Genomic DNA, 21,622 nt, shown 5'->3' with positions numbered 1-21,622 from the left:
CAGATTCATTAGCCTATGTTATTTATACCTCAGGAAGTACAGGCGTTCCCAAGGGAGCAATGATAGAACATGCAGGGATGTTAAACCATTTATTGTTAATGATAGATGAGTTGGATATGGATAACAAAAGTGTTGTAGCCTTTACAGCTCCTTTTACATTTGATATTTCTGTATGGCAGTTATTAAGTGGTTTATTGTGTGGAGGTCGTATTGCTATTTACAGAGAATCCCAGTTGTTAGATCCTTCAGAATTACAGTCAAGTCTGTATAAAGAAGGAGTAACTATACTGCAATTAGTACCCTCCTATGTATCTGGCTTATTGGATATAGCGAGTGATTTTGACTTAAGAAAGTTACATTATTTTCTGGTAACTGGCGAGGCAGTACATACATCTTTGCTAAGTAAGTGGTTTGCACGTTATCCAGATATTCCAGTAGTTAATGCATATGGACCAACAGAAGCAGGTGATGATGTTAGCTTGCATTTTATGAAAGAGGCTCCATCAGGTCAAAGTGTTCCAATTGGAAAGCCAGTAGCTAATATGCAAATTTATGTAGTTGACCAGAAGGATAATTTGTGTCCCGTAGGCGTTATGGGTGAGTTATGGGTTTCTGGAGTAGGTGTTGGGCGAGGGTATTTAAATGATGCAGAAAAAACAGCAAAGGTTTTTAGAGACAACCCTTTTACATCTTTTAGTTCACGCTTGTATAAGACAGGAGATTTGGGTCGTTGGTTATCCGATGGTAGTTTAGAGTTTTTAGGACGTAAGGATGATCAGGTAAAGATTCGTGGTCATCGTATAGAACTGGGAGAGATCGAAAGTGTGTTGTCATCCCAAGCAGAAGTTACAGGTTGTTGTGTACAGGCAAAATCAGATAGTAGTGGTATGGATCGATTGGTGGGGTATGTTGTGATGTCAGGAGATTTTAATAAGCAGATTTTACAAGACCAATTAGAGGATGAGTTGCCATCTTATATGGTTCCCACGGTATGGGTTTGTTTAGAAGAGCTGCCTTTGACGGTTCATGGAAAGATTGATAAGAAGGCGTTACCCGATCCAGATATGTCAAGTTTATCCACAGCGAGTTATGTAGCAGCATCAACTAAGATAGAAGAGGCACTGGTAAGGATCTGGCAGGATTTATTGGGAGTAGAGCAAGTAGGCGTTCATGATAATTTCTTTGAATTGGGAGGGCATTCTTTATTAGCGACCCGACTAGTAGCAATGATTCGTACGAAAATGAATTTGGAGGTACAGATTAGAACCATTTTTACACATTGTACGATTTCAGAATTAACAATCCTCATTTCAAAAACAGAAAAGGGAACCACTTTACCCGAAATTGTTTTTCAGAAGAAAACAGGAAAGATCCCTTTATCTTTTAGTCAGGAACGATTATGGTTTATAGATCAGTTAGAAGGAAGTCTTCAGTATCATATGCCAATAGTTTTACGATTAGAAGGCGCAGTAGATAAAAATATATTAGAAAAATCTTTTCGAACGATAGTTGCCAGACATGAGGTATTACGAACAGTAATTCAGTCTGATGATGGTATTGGATATCAAGAGGTAATTCCATCAGAAGGGTGGGGTATAGAAGTGGTCTCACTGGAGAATTCCGAAAATATATCAAGAAGTTTAGAGGCGTATCTTTCTTGTCCTTTTGATTTATCAAAAGATTATATGCTTCGAATGTGTTTATTTTGTTTGGAAAATAACTCATATGTATTAGCTGGAGTATTTCATCATATTGCTAATGATGGATGGTCAGACGGTATTTTAGTACATGAATTTGTACACTTATATAATAGGTTTAAAAAAGGACAAGTAACAGATTTGCCGCCGTTAAAAATACAATATTCTGATTATGCGCTATGGCAAAGAGAGCATATAGAAGGTGTTGTTTTAGAAAATGAATTAACATATTGGACGAAGAAGTTAAAAGGAACTTCACCTTTGGTATTACCTACAGATTTCCCTAGGCCTTCTGTTCAAAGTACTAAAGGAGCAGATTTTAATTTTTCATTAAATAAAGAGTTGCAAGATGGTATATCGAAACTCTGTAAAGAGCAAGAAGTAACTACTTTTATGATGTTATTGGCTGCTTTTAAGGTTGTATTATCTAAATATAGTGGGCAAGAAGATATTAGTGTTGGAACTCCAATAGCAAACAGAACCCAACAGGAGACTCAGGATTTGATAGGCTTTTTTGTTAATACATTGGTAGTGCGTAGTACAGTGCATAGTGAAGTACCCTTTTTAAGTTATTTAGAACAGGTAAAAGAAACAACTTTACAGGCTTATGAGAATCAGTTTGCTCCTTTTGAAAAGGTCGTAGAACGTGTTGTTGAAACACGAGACATGAGTACCAGCCCATTATTTCAGGTATTATTTGTATTTCAGGATAAGATATCGAATGAAAAAGAGATGTCATTAGATGATGTACAGTTATCATCGTATGGTTATGATCGAAAAGTGTCGAGTTTTGATATCACATTGGCAATATCAGAAGTTGATTCAGGATTTGAAATTAGTATAGCGTATTGTGTTGATTTATTTACAGAAGAGACAATTCACCGTTTAGCAGTTCATTATAGAGAGTTGTTAAGAAATATAGTTAATAATGCTGAGTTGAAAATAAATGAACTTTCAATAATAACTAAGGTTGAGGAAAAGCATTTATTATATGAGCTGAACCCTAAAAATGTAGTCTATCCAGAGGAAATCACGGTATTAGATATGTTTCGAAAGCAAGTCGGGTTGACACCCGATGATATTGCTTTGGTTTATGGAGACACTGCTTTAACATATCAGGAATTAGATATACGAACGGATCAATTGGCAATTTATTTACAAGAGCAAGATGTTTCACCAAACACTTTTGTCGGGATTTGTGTTGACCGTTCTTTAGAAATGATTATCGGTATTTTGGGTATTTTAAAATCAGGAGGAGCCTACGTCCCTATTTCCCCAGATTATCCCGAAGAACGTATCAAGTATATTCTAGAAGATACAGCAATGCAACTAGTCCTTAGTAGTACTGATAGTATTACTAATTTAGGAAATCAATTAGAAATAACGTGTCTTTTATTGGATAAGGATTGGAGAGCTGTAGAAGCTATTTCAGGAAAGTTAGTATCTAATCAGATTAAAAAAGAAGATACAGCTTATGTTATTTATACCTCTGGTTCGACTGGAACACCTAAAGGGGTAGCAGTTTCTCATGGAAATTTGGAAAGTTTAGCTTTTTCTAGAATTTCCTATTATGGAGAGGTGACATCAATGATTTTATTACCTTCTTTTGTGTTTGATCCTTCTGTATCAGTGATTGTAGGAACGTTACTAACAGGTGGCCGATTGATTATTCCAGAAAGCACATCGATTAATGATGCTTCGGCGATGAAATCGTTATTAGAAGGAAAAATGGATTTGCTATTATGTGTACCAACATATTATCAATTTTTGTTAGATGAAAAGGTCTTGGATAATACTGTGTTTAGAGGCGTAATTCTAGGGGGCGAATCTTTAAGTAGTAGTATTGTATCCAGACACTTCGAATTATATCCAGATATTCCTATTTACAATGAATATGGTCCAACAGAATGCACGGTATGGTCTACTGTAAGTAGGATAACAGAACCAGAGCAGCAAATTACAATAGGAAAACCCATAGATATAGCACAGATCTATATTGTAGATGAATTTCAGAATTTGGTGGCTAAAGGTGTTTCAGGAGAGATATGTATTAGTGGAGGAGGAGTATCAAAAGGGTACCTGAATCAGGATGCTTTGACTCAAGAGGTTTTTGTTGAAAATCCCTTTATTTCAGGAGATCGGATGTATCGTACAGGAGATATCGCTCGCTGGTTACCAGATGGCACTTTGGAGTTTTTAGGTCGTAAGGATGATCAGGTAAAAATACGGGGGTATCGTATAGAATTGGGAGAGATAGAGAATATTTTATCCGAATTAGAAGGTATAAAGAGTTGTTGTGTTCTGGCTAGAGCAGATGACCTAGGCATGAATCGTTTGATAGGCTATGTGGTCAGTACCGATGATTTTGATAAGCAGAAAACCCAAGCGTTTTTAAAAGAGCGTTTGCCAGAGTACATGGTTCCACAATTATGGGTTGTCTTAGATGAGATGCCGTTGACAAGTAATGGTAAAGTAGATAAAGGAACGCTTCCTGAACCTCAAAAATCTCAACTGTCAGAAGTGGAATATATTGCTCCTAGAAATGATCAGGAGAAAAAATTAGTGCTCATTTGGGAAGAATTATTGGGTGTGGATAAGATTGGTATTAACGATAACTTTTTTGAGTTAGGAGGTCATTCTTTATTAGCCACTCGTTTAGTTTCTAAAATCCGTAAGGAAATGGAACTAGAAATTACTATTAAAAGTATTTTTAGCCACCCCAAAATAGCTGATTTAAGTAGTCATATCGAGAATCAAACAAAGCAGATCATATTACCTAAAATAATACAAGAAGAACGAATTGGAAGAATTCCATTGTCTTTTAGTCAGGAACGATTATGGTTTATTGATAAATTGGAAGGAAGTATTGCTTATAATTTGCCCATTATAATGAACCTGAAGGGAAAACTGAATGTCACAATTTTTGAGGCTTGTTTTAAAGAAATTGTTTCTAGGCATGAAGTTCTTAGAACAGTTATTAAGACAGAAGATGGGATAGGGTATCAGGAAGTGCTTTCTTCAGAAGGTTGGAAGCTTGATGTTGTTAAATTAGATAACCCTCAAATATTAGAAGCGCTTTTGAAAGCGGAAATATCCCGTCCATTTGACTTGTCTAAAGAATATATGTTTAGAATGAAATTATTCGATTTAGGGGAGAATACATATGTTATGGCTGGCGTTTTTCATCATATCTCTAGTGATGGGTGGTCAAATAGTATTTTGGTACAAGAATTTACAGCATTATACGAAGCGTATAACCAAGGGAAGCAGCCAGACTTACCAGAACTTCCAATTCAATATGCCGATTATGCATTATGGCAACGAAAGTATTTAGAAGGGGATGTCTTGGATGAGCAATTGTTATATTGGAAAGAGAAATTGCAAAGCGTTTCTCCATTATATTTACCTATGGACTATCCTCGTCCTTCCATACAAAATACTGAAGGAGCAAATAATTTCTTGGTATTGAGCAAAGAATTAAGTCTTTTGCTAAAGGAATTATGTGAAAAAGAAGGGGTCACATTATTTATGCTTTTGCTGACAACTTTTAAAGTGTTACTCCATAGATATAGTGGTCAAGATGATATATGTGTTGGGACTCCAATTGCTAACAGGACACAGGAAGAAACAGAAGGTATCATAGGTTTCTTTGTAAATACATTAGCATTGAGGAGTGATTTGAGTGATTCCCCATCGTTTATAGAGCTGTTGGAACAGGTTAAGCAAGTTACTTTGGATGCATATAATCATCAGGCGGTTCCTTTTGAAAAGGTTGTTGATGCTGTTGTAGAGATACGGGATAGAAGTATAACCCCTCTGTTTCAAACAATGTTTACATTACAAAATACGATTAAAACAAAAGAAGAAGCTGATAATTTGGGAGTAGGAGTGGTTGATGACTTAGAATTATCCTCTTATGACTTAGAGGAAACTACAGCTCAATTTGATATGACATTAACAGCTGTGAATAGTGAAACTGAAATTTCTTTCAATCTAGAATATTGTACTGCTTTATTTAAGAAGGAAACTATAGAGCGTATGTTGATGCATTATAAAGAATTATTATTTGGCATTGCTAAGGCACCTGAAATGGAGGTTGGGGCATTACCGATGCTTGTTGAGGAAGAGAAACATCAAGTATTGCATACTTTTAATACTACCAACAAAGCTTCTTACCTGGTAGATCAGACTATTTTGGATTTGTTATACGATCAGGTGAATAAAACTCCAGATAATACAGCTGTTATTTTTGGAACGGATTCGGTAACATACACAGAATTACATGAAAAATCTAATCAGTTAGCAGCTTATATACTAGCTGAGGAATCAGCTTTTATAGGTATTTGTATTGGGCAATCTATAGAAATGATTATTGGTATTCTAGGGATATTAAAGGCAGGTAAAACTTATATTCCAATAGACCCTAATTATCCGAAGGAACGAATAGATTACATTTTGGAGGATGCAGGAATTCAAATGGTGCTTACGAATAGCAGCACTAGTTCGGTTTTTTCAGAGAAAGAGGAGTTGCAAATAGTGGTATTGGATGTAGATTGGAAATCTATTGTCCGAGATACTCCAAAAAGGGTGTTGTCAAACGTATCTTCAGAAGATTTAGCATATGTTATATACACTTCAGGAACAACAGGTAATCCAAAAGGGGTTTTGATTAGTCATCATTCATTGTATGATTATGCCTTGACTTTTAGTGATTATTTTGAACTGAATGAGAAAGATAAAATCATACAACAATCGAGTCTTTCTTTTGATACTTCTATTGAAGAGATTTTTCCAATACTAGTAAAAGGTGGAAGTCTTTGTGTCGTAGAAAAAACCAATGATTTTGAAGAATTGTTACGTGTTTGCGAAAGAGAAAGAATAACCATCTTGAGCACTAATCCATATTTGGTTCAATATCTGAATGCACACAAGGAAGATTTTTCACTTTATATTCGAGCATTGATTAGTGGAGGAGATGTATTAAAGCCAGAATATATTTCGAATATATATCAAGATTTGGCGGTATATAATACGTATGGACCTACAGAGAGTACGGTGTGTATTAGCTATCATAAGGTAACTGCTTTAGAGCCATCAATTCCAATAGGGAAACCTATAGCCAACAGGCAGGTTTATATTTTAAATGCTGCACGGCAATTGAATCCAATAGGTGTCATAGGAGAGCTTTTTGTAGGCGGATCAGGATTGGCAAAAGGGTATCTGAACAAACCAGAATTAACGAAGCAACAGTTTGTCTCAAATCCATTTAATACAGAAGAGATTTTGTATAAAACAGGGGACATGTGTTATAGGTTATCCGATGGTAGTCTTATTTTTTCAGGGAGGAAAGATACTCAGGTAAATATTCGGGGGTATCGTATCGAGTTAGGAGAAATAGAGAGTGTATTAGCATCGGTGAAATTGGTGAGTAGTTGTTGTGTTTTAGCAAGAACAGATGCGGAGGGGCATCCGCGTTTAGTGGGATATGTTGTATCTAAAGGAGAATTTGATAAAACAATCCTTCAGGAAGCATTACGAAAGCAATTACCAGAGTATATGGTTCCAAAATTATGGATGTCATTATCCTCAATGCCTTTGAATCACAATGGTAAAATAGATAAAAAGGCCTTGCCTAATCTCGAATTAACAAGTCTATCATCAGAAAAGTATGTCGCTCCAAGTAGTGATGTAGAGTTAAATTTAGCGCAGGTGTGGAAGGATTTGTTAGGGGTTCCTGAGATAGGAATACACGACAACTTCTTTGATCTTGGAGGTGATTCAATTATTACAATTCAGGTAGTAAGTAGGTTAAAACGTTATGGATATCATTTGCAACCTAGAGATTTGTTTGAGCATCAGACTATTTCTGCTTTATCAGAAGTAGCGCTGTTAAAAGGAAATGAGATAAAAGGAGAGCAAGGAATATTGGCAGGGGAAAGTATTTTATTGCCCATACAACAATGGTATTTTGAAGAAGCATACTCTCAAACAGCACAGTTCAATCAATCCATTTTTGTTGCTATTAATAAGCAAATAAAACAATCATCCTTAGAACTAGCTGTGAAAACCTTGGTGAGTCATCATGATGCTTTGCGATTTAGGTATGTAGAAGAAGAGACAGGGTGGAAGCAACACTATGATTCTAAAGAAGGTGTTCTGGAGATTGTAGAGCTACAAAGTGCAGATCAAGAGGAAATAGCTTCTTTGATAACTGAAATTTGTACAGAAGGACAACAAGGATTAACTCTGGAGAAAGGAGATATATTTAAGGTGATTTTAATAAAAACACCAGAATATGAAATGATGAATCGATTATTCATTGTATCACATCATTTGATAGTAGATGGTGTATCGTGGCGTATTATCCTAGATGATTTTAATGGAATTTTAGAAGCTGTTAATAAGGAGGAGAAAATAGATTTAGGAATAAAGGGGACTTCCTATAGAGAGTGGGGGGAAGCCTTGAAGGCATATGCTGTTGACACATCTGTAATGGCACAATTACCATATTGGAAGAATGCAATTAATGCATATACACCATTGTCAGTAGATAAGAAGAATGAAGGGACAAGATATAAGGATCTAATAGACTATTCTATAAAACTGGATGCGGAATACACCGCTATACTATTAAAAGAGGTTCATCAAAGCTATGGGACAGAAATCGATGATATTCTATTATGTTGTTTAGTGCTTACAATAAGCAAATGGACAAATCAGGATACCGTAAATATAGGCATGGAAGGACATGGTCGTGAGTATGTTTCTAAAACAATAGACATCAGTCGCACAGTTGGATGGTTTACCAGCTTATATCCAGTTTCATTAAAGGTAGGAAAGGATATCACTTTAGGAAATTTAATTAAATCTATAAAAGAGCAGTTAAGGTGTATTCCTGAAAAAGGAATGGGGTATGGAGCTTTGCGATATTTACACCCTTTGGAAGATATAAGAAACCAATTATCAGGAACTTCTTGGGATATTGTATTTAATTATTTAGGACAATTAGATAATACAGTACAGGCCAGTGATACCATAGGTCGAGCTGATGAGTCCGTAGGAGAAGAGATAGGTGGTGATGTTCCATTTTACGAAAAATTAGCAGTTAACAGTTCTGTTGCAGGAGGTGAGTTAATTATGGGCTGGAGTTTTTCTAAAGAAGAATATGAGATAGAAACCATAGAGAAATTAGCGGAAAGCTATTTGGATAATCTTAAGCAATTAATTGCCCATTGTAAAAATATAAAACAACGTGAATTAACGCCTTCCGATTATGGGTTACAAAAGGAAATAAGATATGATGAATTTAGTGTATATGCAGAGACATTAGTAGAAGAGGATAGAAACGGAGAACTAACTTTTGCACCATTGTATAGATTGAGCCCTCTCCAGGAAGGAATGTTGTTTCATGGTGTTTTTACAGAAAAATCTAATGCTTATGTAGAACAATTAGTGATAGATTTCTCTAAGCCGATTGATACAGGAACGATGAAAAAATCTTGGGATTATGTGATTCAAAATCATAGTATACTAAGGAGTGCTTTTATATATGGAGCGTTTAGTATTCCACTTCAACGAGTACATCAAGATGTAAAGCTTCCTTTTGAGCAGTTTGACTATAATATGCATAAAGAATCAGAACAAGAAGTGTTGTTAAGTTCTTTTTTAGAGATGGATAAAAAAAAGGGGTTTGAATTTTCTAAGCCTCCTTTAATGCGAATTACAATTATTAAATCGACTTCGAAGGTTTATAAAATGGTGTTTACACATCACCATATTGTAATGGATGGATGGTCACTTTCTATGATGATGGGAGAACTAATGATAGCTTATGAAACAATTTCAAAAGGAGAAAAATTACCAAAAATAGAAGAAGACTTATTTGAAGACTATATTAAATATATAAGGGCTAAGAATCCTAATGAAGAAGAGAAGTTTTGGAAGGAGTATCTTGGGAAATTAGAAACACCAACGTTGTTACCTTTTTTCGAGGATTCCATATCTAGAAACAAAGGTCTTGGGGAATACAAAAATAAACTTCTTGTACTTGATAGTAATTATACGGAAGGAATAAAAGAGTATGCCCAGAAGAATAGAGTAACAGTGAATACTATTGTGCAGTGGGTATGGGCTTTGTTATTGTCCAAATATACAGGGAATACAGAAGTTGTTTATGGCGTTACAGTTTCTGGTAGGCCCACCGATATGGAAAACTCTGAAAACAAGATTGGATTATATATAAATACGCTTCCGCTGTGTGCATCTATCAATCATGATGAAATTGTAGTTACTAGTTTACAAGAAATACAAAAGGCTCATACAATTTGTAGAGAACATCAATATACAAGTTTGGCTACTGTACAGCATTATAGTGGTGTTCAAGGGGATTTATTTGATAGTATTTTAGTTTTTGAAAATTATCCTATCTCAGAAGAAGTTTTCAAAGAAGAAAGCTTATTAGAGGTTAAAAGCATAGAGGCTAAAGAACAAACGAATTACCCATTAACAATTACGGTAAGTTTGGGGAGAGAGTTGGAAATTGATTTTAGTTATAATACGTCATTATTAAGTGCTGAAAAAGTAACTATGATTAAAGGGCATTTTAATAAGGTGCTAGAGCAATTATTAAATTTACCTGATGCTGCTGTGGTCTCTGAAGTGAATATGCTTTCTGATCAAGAGAATGAATTGCTAGGGATATTTAATGACACATCAGCAGAATATCCAAAGGATAAGACCGTAATAGATTTGTTTACACAACAAGTTATAAATACTCCAGATGCAATTGCTGTAGTCTATGAGAACGAGGAATTAAGCTACAAGGAGTTGGACAAGCGCTCGAACCAGTTGGCACGTTATTTAAGAGAACAAGGAGTCGTACCAAATACTTTGGTAGGTATTTGTTTGGAGCGTAGTTTAGAGATGTTGATTGGTATTTTAGGGATCCTAAAATCAGGAGGAGCTTATGTACCTATAGACCCTGCTTACCCAAAGGGGCGTATTGATTATATGATTACAGATGCAGGAATTGATTTGGTATTGAGTAGTAGATCCAGTGTAAGTGTAATAATTGAACGTGATGATTTATCGGTTGTTTTATTGGATAGTCATTGGGACAGTATTTCTGGTTTTTCTACAAGGAAGTTAAGTAGTGTGTTGCCTAATTGTTTAGCATACGTTATCTATACCTCAGGAAGTACTGGTAAGCCTAAGGGGGTAATGATTGAGCATAGTAATGTTACAAATCTAATTACCTCTCAGACTCATACATTTAATTTTGATTCAAGTGATGTTGTTTTACAATTTTCAAATTTTGTGTTTGATGCTTCTGTTGAACAAATTTTTATTGCATTATGTAGTGGGAGTAAATTGGTTCTTATAAATGAGGAAATCATTCTTGATCCAGTGCATTTACTTGATTTTATTGATAATGAAAGAATCACACATCTCCATACGACTCCTAGTATGCTAAGTACTTTACCTATTGGAAGAGTTTTACAATCATTGAAACGTGTAGTTGTAGGTGGAGAGATTTGTAGTAAAGAATTGATGTTAGATTGGAGCGAGAATTATATATTTTATAATGAATACGGACCAACAGAAACAACAGTAACTTCTGTTATGTCTATTTATAAAGAGGTTAAGGGCAATAAAGCAATAAGTATAGGAAACCCAATAGGTAATACTCAGATTTATATTATGAATGAGGGCCATACTCTTTTACCTATAGGTGTAGTGGGAGAATTGTGTATCGGTGGAGCAGGAGTGACCCGAGGATATTTAAATCAAGAAGAGTTAACCAAAGATAAATTTGTTTCTAATCCTTTTGTAGAAGGTGATAGAATATATAAGACAGGGGATTTAGCACGCTGGCTTCCTGATGGAACTATAGAGTTTATTGGTAGAAAAGATGATCAGGTCAAGATTCGCGGTTATCGTATAGAATTAGGAGAGATAGAGAACGCCTTATCCTCTATAGTATCTGTTACTCAGTGCTGCGTTTTGGCAAAGGAAGATGTAAGTGGTACTATGAGTTTGGTAGGGTATGTAGTAGTAGATGATACATTAGATAAAGAAAAACTACAAGAAGCGTTACGATTAAGTTTACCAGAATATATGGTTCCTATGCTTTGGGTGGAGATGGAGGTGATGCCTTTGAATAGTAATGGTAAATTAGATAAAAAGTCCTTACCCGATCCAGATAGTTCTCAATTATCCACTCAAGAATATGTAGCTCCACAAAATGAAACAGAAGAGCAAATGGTTGTTATTTGGCAAGAATTATTGAAGGTAGAGATGATAGGAGTACAGGATAATTTCTTTGAATTAGGAGGGCATTCTATATTGGCAATGAAATTAATTTCTCAAATAAATAAGAAGTTTTCTAAAGCATTACCAATAGTTTCCGTATTCGAATACCCTACGATTAAGTTATTTAGTGAGGTGATTAGTTCTGATCAAAAGAAGGAATATACAACCTTGATTCCTTTAAATGAAAAAGGAGAAGAAAAGCCGATATTTTGTGTACACCCTTTAGGAGGTACAGTTATAGTGTATAAAGAGTTATCTGACGCTTTGGGTGATAAGCAGCCTTTTTATGCATTTCAATCTTCTGGATTGGATGGTCTTTCTCCTATTCTAAAAACTGTTGAAGAAATGGCTGCTATTTATATAAAGGAAATGCAGAAAATAGATGCAGAAGGTCCTTACCGTTTAGCAGGGTATTCTTTTGGCGGAGAAATAGCATTTGAGATGACAATGCAATTAGAAGAACAAGGGTTTGAGGTAGAAGAGGTGTTGCTTTTTGATGTGCAGCCTCCTATAAGGGAAGATAAAGAGCAGGAGTTAAAAATTAGTCATGAAGAATTTTTAATGGTAATGCTTGAAGGAATTAATAAGGAATACAATGTTTCAATAGCAGCAAATATTTCTGATTTTGAAAATAAACAAGAAGAACAACAATTAGAAAAATTATATGATTTGATACGAACTTCAGAGATAGAGATCACAGAGGCTCAAATGCGGGGAACAATTGGAGTGATAATGGCAAATGAATACAGCAATTATCAACCACCGATAAACTCCCAGATAAAAACAGCGATTAAATTATTTAAGGCAAATGAGGAATTAGATGAAAAGGAACAAATATTAGATGTAAAATTAGCTGCTGATGGATACGGCTGGAAAGCATTAACAACAAAAGAGGTTAAGGTTTTTAAAGTTTCTGGTAATCATTTGAATATGTTAAACATGCCTTATGTAGCAGATATTGTAAAATGTTTGCAAATAAAGAACTAATTGATTTTTGTATAAAATGAAAAAATTTAAGGTTTATTTGACACTGTTAATAATTTCTCTTTTTGGAACGGATTTAACAGATTTTGCACTCAGTGTATGGATTTTAGAACAACCTGGATCCAGTGTTAGTTCCTACTCTTTGGTTTGGTTTTTTGAAGCCGTTCCTGGAGTTGTATTAGCTCCCTTTATAGGAAGTATGGTAGATCGTTGGGATAAAAAGAAAATGATAGTAGGAGGGCAGATAGTGGCAGGAATAGGAAGCTTAGTATTAATGGCTTTACATAGTTTTGGAATATTACAAGCATGGCATATTATGATAGTTGCTGGTATAGGGTCTGTGGCCAGTATGTTTGTTTTTGATGCATTTCAGGCTTCTACCAGTACATTGGTTTCTAAGGATAAATTAGTAAAAGCCAATGGTATGTCGAGTACTATGTATGGAGTCATTCAGATGGGCGTACCAATTTTAGCTCCTGTATTATATAAATCGATAGGTATACGAAGTATTTTTTTTATAGATCTATTTACCTTTTCAATTGCAGTGGTAGCATTTTTATTACTAGGATTTGTAATAGTTGCTCGATCTAGCGATAAATTTAATTTTAAAGAAGATTTTAAGTTGGTAAGAGCTTTTATAAAAGAGAAAGCTGGATTTTCATATTTCATTTTCTTCTTTTTTCTAATGTCATTTTTGATAGGTCTTATTAGTGTATTGTTTACTCCTTTGGTACTTGATTTTTCTAATGAATATATATTAGGAATTATCATGTCGTGTGCTGGACTAGGAGCTTTACTAGGAGGAGGGTTGATGAGTGTGTTAAAAGAGTTTAAACGTCCAATGAATACTGTTATTAATTTAGGGTATTTAAAAAGTGTCGTTTTTTTAGGATGTTTTTTTTTTATGAATCAGTATACTTTAGCAATTGCTGGGATTATAATAATGGCTCTTTTTACAGTAGAAATGGTTATTAGTGAAGCTTTTCTACAAACATTGATCCCTGTTGAGAAACAAGGAAGGATTATGGGAACAGTTTCTTTCTTGGTAGGAATTACTGCTCCTCTTGCATATTTAATTGCAGGGCCTTTAGTGGATTATGTAAAGCTTTTTGTCGATTATTTTTTTCCAAATTTATATCTGAATTATCCAGGCACTAATCTTACAGCAGCAATTGCAGTTGTATTTGGTTTATGTGGAGTGTTTTTAACGCTTATCTCGTTTGTTTATAAACAAAAAAAAGCATTTAATAATCTAGATAATTTGTATGAAAAGGAGTTAGGAATGTTAAAGGAGGGTAAAGATTCAATTACCGTGGTAAATGAAGTAGACGTTATTAATAAGAGCGAAGATTATAGTGTAAAGGAGAAAGAAGTGGAAGTGTAATAACGTTAGTTAGATGTGTTAAATTTTGATAATGAGTAATTAGTATTTGTAAATAATGGAATAGTGTCATTCCGATCTTACTTAAAAAAATCTTATCAATAAGGTGAAAATTAAATTTTAGAAATAATTTATACAACAAAGCAATATAAGAAATATCTTTAATTTATGTTTGATTAAAAAAAGTATTTATAAAAATGAAAAAAATAATAAGCAGTGTGTTGTTACTTGTAATTTCTCATATAATATATGGACAAGAAACATATAAAGGACAAATAAAAGATAGTAAAACTAAAGAACCATTACCTTATGTTAATATTGGGATTCTTGGGGGAAATATAGGGACAGTATCCGATAATGATGGCAATTTTCAAATTGAATTAGAATCAAAATTCGATTTGGATACTATACAAATATCAATGATAGGGTATAAAAACTATATAAAAATTGTAAAAGAATTTAAAAAAGAAATGCCAAGGTTAGATAGCATTATCTCATTAGAACAAGAAATTACTGAGTTAGAAGAGGTCGTACTTTCTAATAAAAAGTTAAAAGAAAGAACTCTAGGGAACAAAACAAAATCCAAAAGTATGATAGGAGGTTTTTCTACTAATCAATTAGGGAATGAAGTAGGTATAGTAATCAAGACCAAAAAAAAGCCTACTTACATCAATAGGTTTAATGCATCTATTGCTTCGAATAAATATGATAATGTTAAGTTTAGACTTAATTTTTATAATTTAAAAGAAGGGCTTCCTTATAAAAATATTCTTAAAGAAAATATTATACTCTCTACAGGTATAAAAGAGGGAGTGCTTAGTGCAGATCTTAGTAAATATAATATTGTTGTGGAAGATGATTTTTTTGTATCGTTGGAATGGATAGAAGATTTAGGTAAAGATGGGTTAATGTTTTCGATAGGGCTTTTTGGTAGCCCTATAATCGAGAGAAAAACAAGCCAAGGAGATTGGAATAAGGTAGGAGTAGGTATTGGTTTTACGGTAGATGTTGAGTATTGAGTTAAATCTTACACAAAGAAAAACGCCTATTTTGGCTCCAGAAATTAAAGTAAAGTAATTCCGTAGCAGGAGAAATTTCTTCAGAAAAAACAGGAATGGATAAGTTTACGTACCCATGTTGTATTCAAAAATACAGATACTGGAGATGCTCAGCAATGGATTCTATTTGAATATAACAATGTTGAAATAAAGTAGCGTTGACTTAGAAATTTTATATATAGAAATAGGAATAGATATAAAACCAATTTTTTTCTTTTAGAAAGCTCATACTTCACATTTTAAGGATAATATAAACACCACTTTTAAAATAATTAAAGGCATTAACTAACCATAAATCTTTAATAATTTGTTCAACTTTTTAACACAAATAATTTATAATTATGGATTCACTAAAAAAGTATCATTTGTCTGAAGAGGCAAAAATTGTAACATCTTCACTTCCAGGAGAAAAATCAAAAGCATTATTGAAATTACAGGAAGAGATTGAAAGCAGTATTGTTTCGTACCCAAGAAGCATGCCTATAGCTATAAAAAGAGCAAAAGGAAGCATCATAGAAGATGTTGATGGTAATTATTTTATTGATTTTTTCGGAGGAGCAGGAGTTTTAAATGTAGGTCATGGTAATGAGTATGTATTAAAGTATGTCAAAGAACAACAATCTGATTTAATTCACGTATTGGATTTTCCCACAGAAAATAAATTAAATCTAATTGAAAAAATAATAGGTCATTTACCAGAAGAGATTCAAAAAGATTACAAAGTAAGTTTTGGTGGTCCAACGGGGTCTGATGCTGTAGAGGCGGCTATTAAATTAGCAAAAATAAAAACAGGTAGAGATGGTGTGATTGCTTTTACTGGTGGTTATCATGGTATGACTTCTGGCGCTTTGGCAGTAACTTCAGATACATTTTTTAGAAATCATATTACTTCTTTAATGCCTAACGTTCATTTTGTTCCTTATAACTATCCATATCGCGATAAATCAACGACAAAAGAGAATAAAAATAATATTTCTGGAATAGAATATTTTAAAAATATATTGAATAATGGTCATTCTGGGATAATAAAACCAGCAGCAATTCTTATAGAACCAATTCAAGGGGAAGGTGGAAATATAGTTCCTGAGGATGGATACCTAGAAGAATTAGTTAGAATAGCTCATGAAAATGATGTTCTGGTAATATTTGATGAAATTCAATGTGGTTTCTTTAGAACAGGAAGTTTTCTAGAGTTTATGAACACTAAAGCTATTCCTGATATTATTACGTTTTCTAAAGGGTTTGGTGGCATAGGGTTTCCAATTTCTGGATTGATCTATAAAAAAGAAATAGAGGCCTGGGGTGCCTCAGCACATATTGGAACATTTAGGGGTAATCAGGTAAGTATTGCTGCTGCTAGAGGAGCTTTTGATTTTATAGACGAATATAATATTGGAGATTACACAAAATATATAGGTATATATTTAATGGATAACCTTAAGCAATTACAATTAGATAACCCTTTTATAGGAGAGGTGAGAGGAAGAGGAATGATGATAGGAATTGAATTTGTAAAAAATAAAAGCACAAAAGAACCATTCCCAGAATTTGTAAAAAAACTGAGAACTGAATGTTTTCAAAGAGGCTTATTGTTTGAAGTAGGGGGGCATTACAATAATGTATTACGCCTTGTTCCTCCACTAATAACAACAAAGAAGATTGTTGATAATGCAATAGTTATAATGAAAAAAGCTATTGCCGTTTGCCAAGAGGGTTACTTAGAACCTACTTTTAATTAAATTTAAAAAAATATACATCACAAAATGATTTTGGTGTAACAATTTGTAAATTAGTATGTTTTGAATGTTTAAGATTTAATCCATAGAACCTACAATATGTGCATGATTATAGAATACGGAACGTATTACATCTCCTTTTATGAGCATGCACTTTCAAATGTACTATATGTCATGATTAACCATGAAAGAAGGTGAGTAAAAGGCTATATTAATTAGGCTTTAATACGTTTCTGCTTTTATTTACAATGGTGCGTTATCTATATACATTTTGGAAATCAATATCCTTTTGTTTTTGGAATGGAAATTACCAAAATGAAACATTTTGTGAATTTAAAAAGAATCTCGGAAATTGATAGAATCCATGAAGCTCCTATAGTTGGGGAAAATAATTATCGGTTATAGTCCACTCTCTGGACTAGACTGTGAAGTTCTAAGAGTCGAAAAAAAATAGAACTTTTGTTAGAATTGATTCTATTAAGATGGCCATTTTAGGAACTGTACCCATAAGTTACGTAAAACGATATAATATTTTATAGTCACATTAAATCTATTGAAAAATGGTGGAAATTATTTGTTATGGTTGTGGTAGAGGAGAAAAACCAGAAAATACTATAGAAGCAATAAGACATTGTCAAGAAATCAATCCAGAATGGCGTATAGAAATCGATATTCAGATGAGCAAAGATGAAGAAATAGTTCTATTTCATGATCATAATACCAAAAAAATTACAGGAATAAAACGTGATATTCGAAAAATGAACTATGACGAAATTAAAATGTTAAATGCAGGTTTTAATTTTAGTATTAATGGAGAATTTACTCATAGAAAAAAAACTATTGGAATACCTACCTTGAAATCAGTCTTTAATTTATTCCCAAAAGCCAAGCTTGTTTTAGATATACATTCTAAAAATCTAAAAGCCGTTGACAAAATAATTGAAATCATAGAAATTTATGGCGTAAATAACAAAATTGTTATTGTGAGTCATTATGATAAAGTTATACAAAAGTTTAAAGGAAAACGTCCAAATTGGATTTATGGTGCAGCTGTTAAAGAAGGAACCAAAATAGTTTGCAGTGCTTTTATATTTTTAGATTATTTTTTTCCTTTAAAATCTGATATATTAATATTACCAGTAAAATTTGGAAACTTTTCCTTTTTACGAAAAAGAGTTCTTAACCATGTTCTAAAAAGAAATAAGAAGATATGGGTTTGGCAAGAGCTTTGGATGTTCTCTAGTACTGGTAAGAAAGTGGTCATGGTCAATTCACTTGAGAAATTCACTGAGTTAAAACAACGACAAGTTGATGGTGTTTTTACTGACTCTCCTTGGGAGTTAAACAAACAATTAACCGCAATTTCATATCAAAATCAAGAATAATAATTTACTTTATTATACCATATTTTAAAATTAATTACCCGATTATTCTTGTCTCTTATAATAATTAACCTTCTAATATATTTGCTTTAAATGGATAATTTAAAAAAACAGAAACACAAATCTCTATTCGATTCTATTGGTATAGGGGTTGGACCTGCCAATTTAAGCCTTTCAGCATTATTATCACCAATTCAAGGATTCAAATCCTTGTTTCTGGATAAACAAACCTCTTTTATTTGGCATGAAGGTATGCTTATGAGTGGAGTTACCTTGCAAGTATCTTTCCTTAAAGATTTAGTTACTCTTGTAGATCCTACAAACCCTTTTTCTTTTCTTAATTTTTTATCTGAAAATAAGCGATTATATAGGTTTTCAATTTCTGGAATAGATGATATTAAGAGAACAGAATTTAATCAATATTATAATTGGGTTATTCAGAAGATGAATAATTTAGAATTTGGAAATGAAGTCATTTCTGCTTGTTTCATGAAAGATTACTTTGTTGTTAAAACAAAGACTCAGACCTATCGTTCTAAAAATATTGTTATTGGAACGGGACTTATTCCATTTGTGCCTGAAGTTTTTCAAAAATATATTGGAGATACACTCTTTCATAGCTCCGTTTTTATGAAAAAAAACACACAATTCAGTAACAAAAGAGTAGCTGTTATTGGTGGTGGGCAAAGTGGTGCAGAAATTATTAATAACCTTATTTCACTTGACTCTAAAAATTCACCAAAAAGAATTGATTGGATTTCTCAAAGGTATAATTTCTTGCCTATGGATGACTCACCATTTACCAATGAATTATATACTCCTTCTTATAGTGAATACTTTTTCAAACTTCCTAAAAACGTAAAGCTTAAATTAATAGAAAATCAAAAACTTACTTCAGATGGAATAAGCGAAGATCTTTTAAAAAGTATTTACAGCAAACTTTACGAAAAAGAAGTTCTGGTTGGTAACAAAATATGCGATTTTCACCCCTCCTGTCAATTAGAAGATATTTATAAAAATGGTAGCTCGTATAAACTAGTAATAAATAAAATGCTTCCCCCAAAAATCAAAGTGTTGGATGTAGATATTGTAATACTGGCAACTGGTTATAAAGAAAAGTTACCCAAATTTATCGAATCAATAGAGGGAGACTTTAGAGAAAATGACCAGCTTGTAGAAATGAATGAAGATTTTTCTGTTCCATGGAATGGTCCCAAGAACAATAAAATATATGTTCAGAACGGTGCAAGAAAAATTTGGGGAGTTCCAAACCCCAATTTGAGCCTTAATTCTTGGCGAGCAGCAAAAATAGTAAACTCTCTTTTACAAGAAGAGTATTATTGCCTCAAAGGAGAAAGTTCAACCTTTGAGTGGGATTCAGAAATAAACGCACCCAATAACAAACTGGACAAAATTAATATCTCATAATTTTTAACACAACAAGCCATGAAATCTAAAAAAAAATTTTTGCTGATTCCTGCGATGCCCACACCAAATGGAAGACTTCATCTTGGGCATATTGGAGGCCCATTCTTAAAAATGGATATCCTTGCTAGATCTCTTAATCGAAATGGAGATTCGGCAAAAGTTATTTCAAGTTCAGATATCTACGAATCATATGTTCTTCTCAAGTCTTATCAAACTAAAATGGACGTTTATAAAGTTTGTAATCATTTCCATAAACTTATAGAAGATGACCTGAAAGCTTTAATGATAGATTGTGATTATTTTAACCCATTAGATAATGCATATAAAAAACAAGTTGATGACATGTATCTGAATACCATGGAAGCCCTCTCAAAAACCAAGTCATATTATAGACGTAACGAAAAGGTTTTTTACAGCTCAAAAACAGATAAATACATTGTAGGAACTTGGATTCGAGGAAATTGCCCTCATTGTCAAAATGACGCTGGAAGTTATCTGTGTGAAGTATGTGGAATGCAGTTTAATCCAGAGGATTTTAAAGAAACTAAACCCACTTTAGGTGAAACCGATATAAAGGAAAAAAATGTGAATACATTCTTTTTGAAAATTAAAAATATCAAAAAGTTATTGAATCATATTACATCTATGGGAACACGTTTAGAATTTTTCAAAATTATAGAACGTTATCTTGATTTCTACAAAGGAGAAGTGAGAATAACCAATCCTGGTAATTGGGGGGTAAAATGGGGAAATGAAAATTTAGAAGGAAAAAATTACCACGTTGTTTTTCCATATACTGGTCTTTTCTCGCTGTCAAGAGTATGTGGAGCATTGTATTCGAAAGAAATGAATCTTGATAGAAACCCGTTCGAAAAGGGATCAGAGGTAACTACTATAGCAAGTTTTGGCATAGACAGTACCATACCATGGTTTGTAGGAGTTTTGGGGTCTGCTATCGAATCGAATACTTTTAAACCATTCGATTATTTGCTTACAAACCATTTCTACAAACTTGAGGGAAGTAAGTTTTCAACTAGCAGACTTCATGTGATATGGGCTGGAGACATAGTTAATAAAACAAAAGCAAAAAGCGATTCTATAAGATTTTATCTTGCAAAGAACCATCCTAAAGACAAGGAAACAGATTTTAATATATCTGATTTTATTCACTTTAATAATAGTTTTTTAGTAAAAGAATTTGATATAAAAGTTCAAAAACTTTTATATCAACTATTAGAAACGAAAGAGGTAAAAAAACTTCCATCAAACCTTAACAAAGATCTAATGTTGGCTGTTAAACAACAAGCAAATTTATTAATGCCTCCAACTCAAAATTTAAATAAAGCTGTTGAATTTTCTCAGAATTGGTTTTTGAAAACAATCAAAAATGAAGATTGGTTAGCTAATCCATATTGGTTGTTGAAGTCATTATCATTATTCTTTTTTCCAATAATGCCTGAAATTAGTGAGACAATTTGGAAAGCACTTGGAAATACAGGAGCTCCTACTAATAAAAACTTTAATAATATTAACTCACTTGAAAAGTTAGAAATTCCTACCAGCTTTTTTGAAATATTAGATTACAATAATCTTTTACCATGCTTACCAAAAACAATTATAGAAAAACAACTAAAATTTAATTAAT

7 protein-coding genes are annotated in these 21,622 nt (G+C 33.2%); all 7 read left to right on the top strand.

The genetic code is table 11. The features are described from left to right. The coding region (locus Q4Q40_RS19385; protein ID WP_303303653.1) for a non-ribosomal peptide synthetase at positions 1-12,995 on the top strand (12,995 nt) is incomplete at its 5' end. Positions 12,996-13,011: 16 nt separating this feature from the next. Further along, complete coding sequence (locus Q4Q40_RS19380; RefSeq protein WP_303303652.1) at positions 13,012-14,376, top strand: MFS transporter; 1,365 nt, start codon at positions 13,012-13,014, stop codon at positions 14,374-14,376. A 194-nt stretch (positions 14,377-14,570) separates the two neighbouring features. After that, the gene (locus tag Q4Q40_RS19375) at positions 14,571-15,392 is read left to right on the top strand and encodes a carboxypeptidase-like regulatory domain-containing protein (protein ID WP_303303651.1); all 822 of its coding nucleotides are present in this window, start codon (positions 14,571-14,573) and stop codon (positions 15,390-15,392) included. A 380-nt stretch (positions 15,393-15,772) separates the two neighbouring features. Then, the gene (locus tag Q4Q40_RS19370; RefSeq protein ID WP_303303650.1) at positions 15,773-17,170 is read left to right on the top strand and encodes an aspartate aminotransferase family protein; all 1,398 of its coding nucleotides are present in this window, start codon (positions 15,773-15,775) and stop codon (positions 17,168-17,170) included. A 557-nt stretch (positions 17,171-17,727) separates the two neighbouring features. Then, entirely contained in the window at positions 17,728-18,552 is an 825-nt protein-coding gene (locus tag Q4Q40_RS19365) for a glycerophosphodiester phosphodiesterase family protein (protein WP_303303649.1), read from the top strand. Positions 18,553-18,642: 90 nt separating this feature from the next. Then, positions 18,643-19,977 (top strand): lysine N(6)-hydroxylase/L-ornithine N(5)-oxygenase family protein, encoded by a 1,335-nt coding sequence (locus Q4Q40_RS19360; protein WP_303303648.1) that lies wholly within the window; start codon positions 18,643-18,645, stop codon positions 19,975-19,977. 18 nt (positions 19,978-19,995) lie between these two features. Beyond that, positions 19,996-21,621 carry a class I tRNA ligase family protein gene (locus tag Q4Q40_RS19355; RefSeq protein ID WP_303303647.1) on the top strand — a complete coding sequence of 542 codons (1,626 nt, stop codon included), beginning with the start codon at positions 19,996-19,998 and terminating at the stop codon, positions 21,619-21,621. Position 21,622 lies beyond the last annotated feature (1 nt).

Source organism: Flavivirga jejuensis (assembly GCF_030540765.1).
Lineage (GTDB): Bacteria > Bacteroidota > Bacteroidia > Flavobacteriales > Flavobacteriaceae > Flavivirga > Flavivirga jejuensis.
The sequence above is the reverse complement of the archived record's forward strand: the minus strand, read 5'-3'. Positions and strand labels throughout refer to the sequence as shown.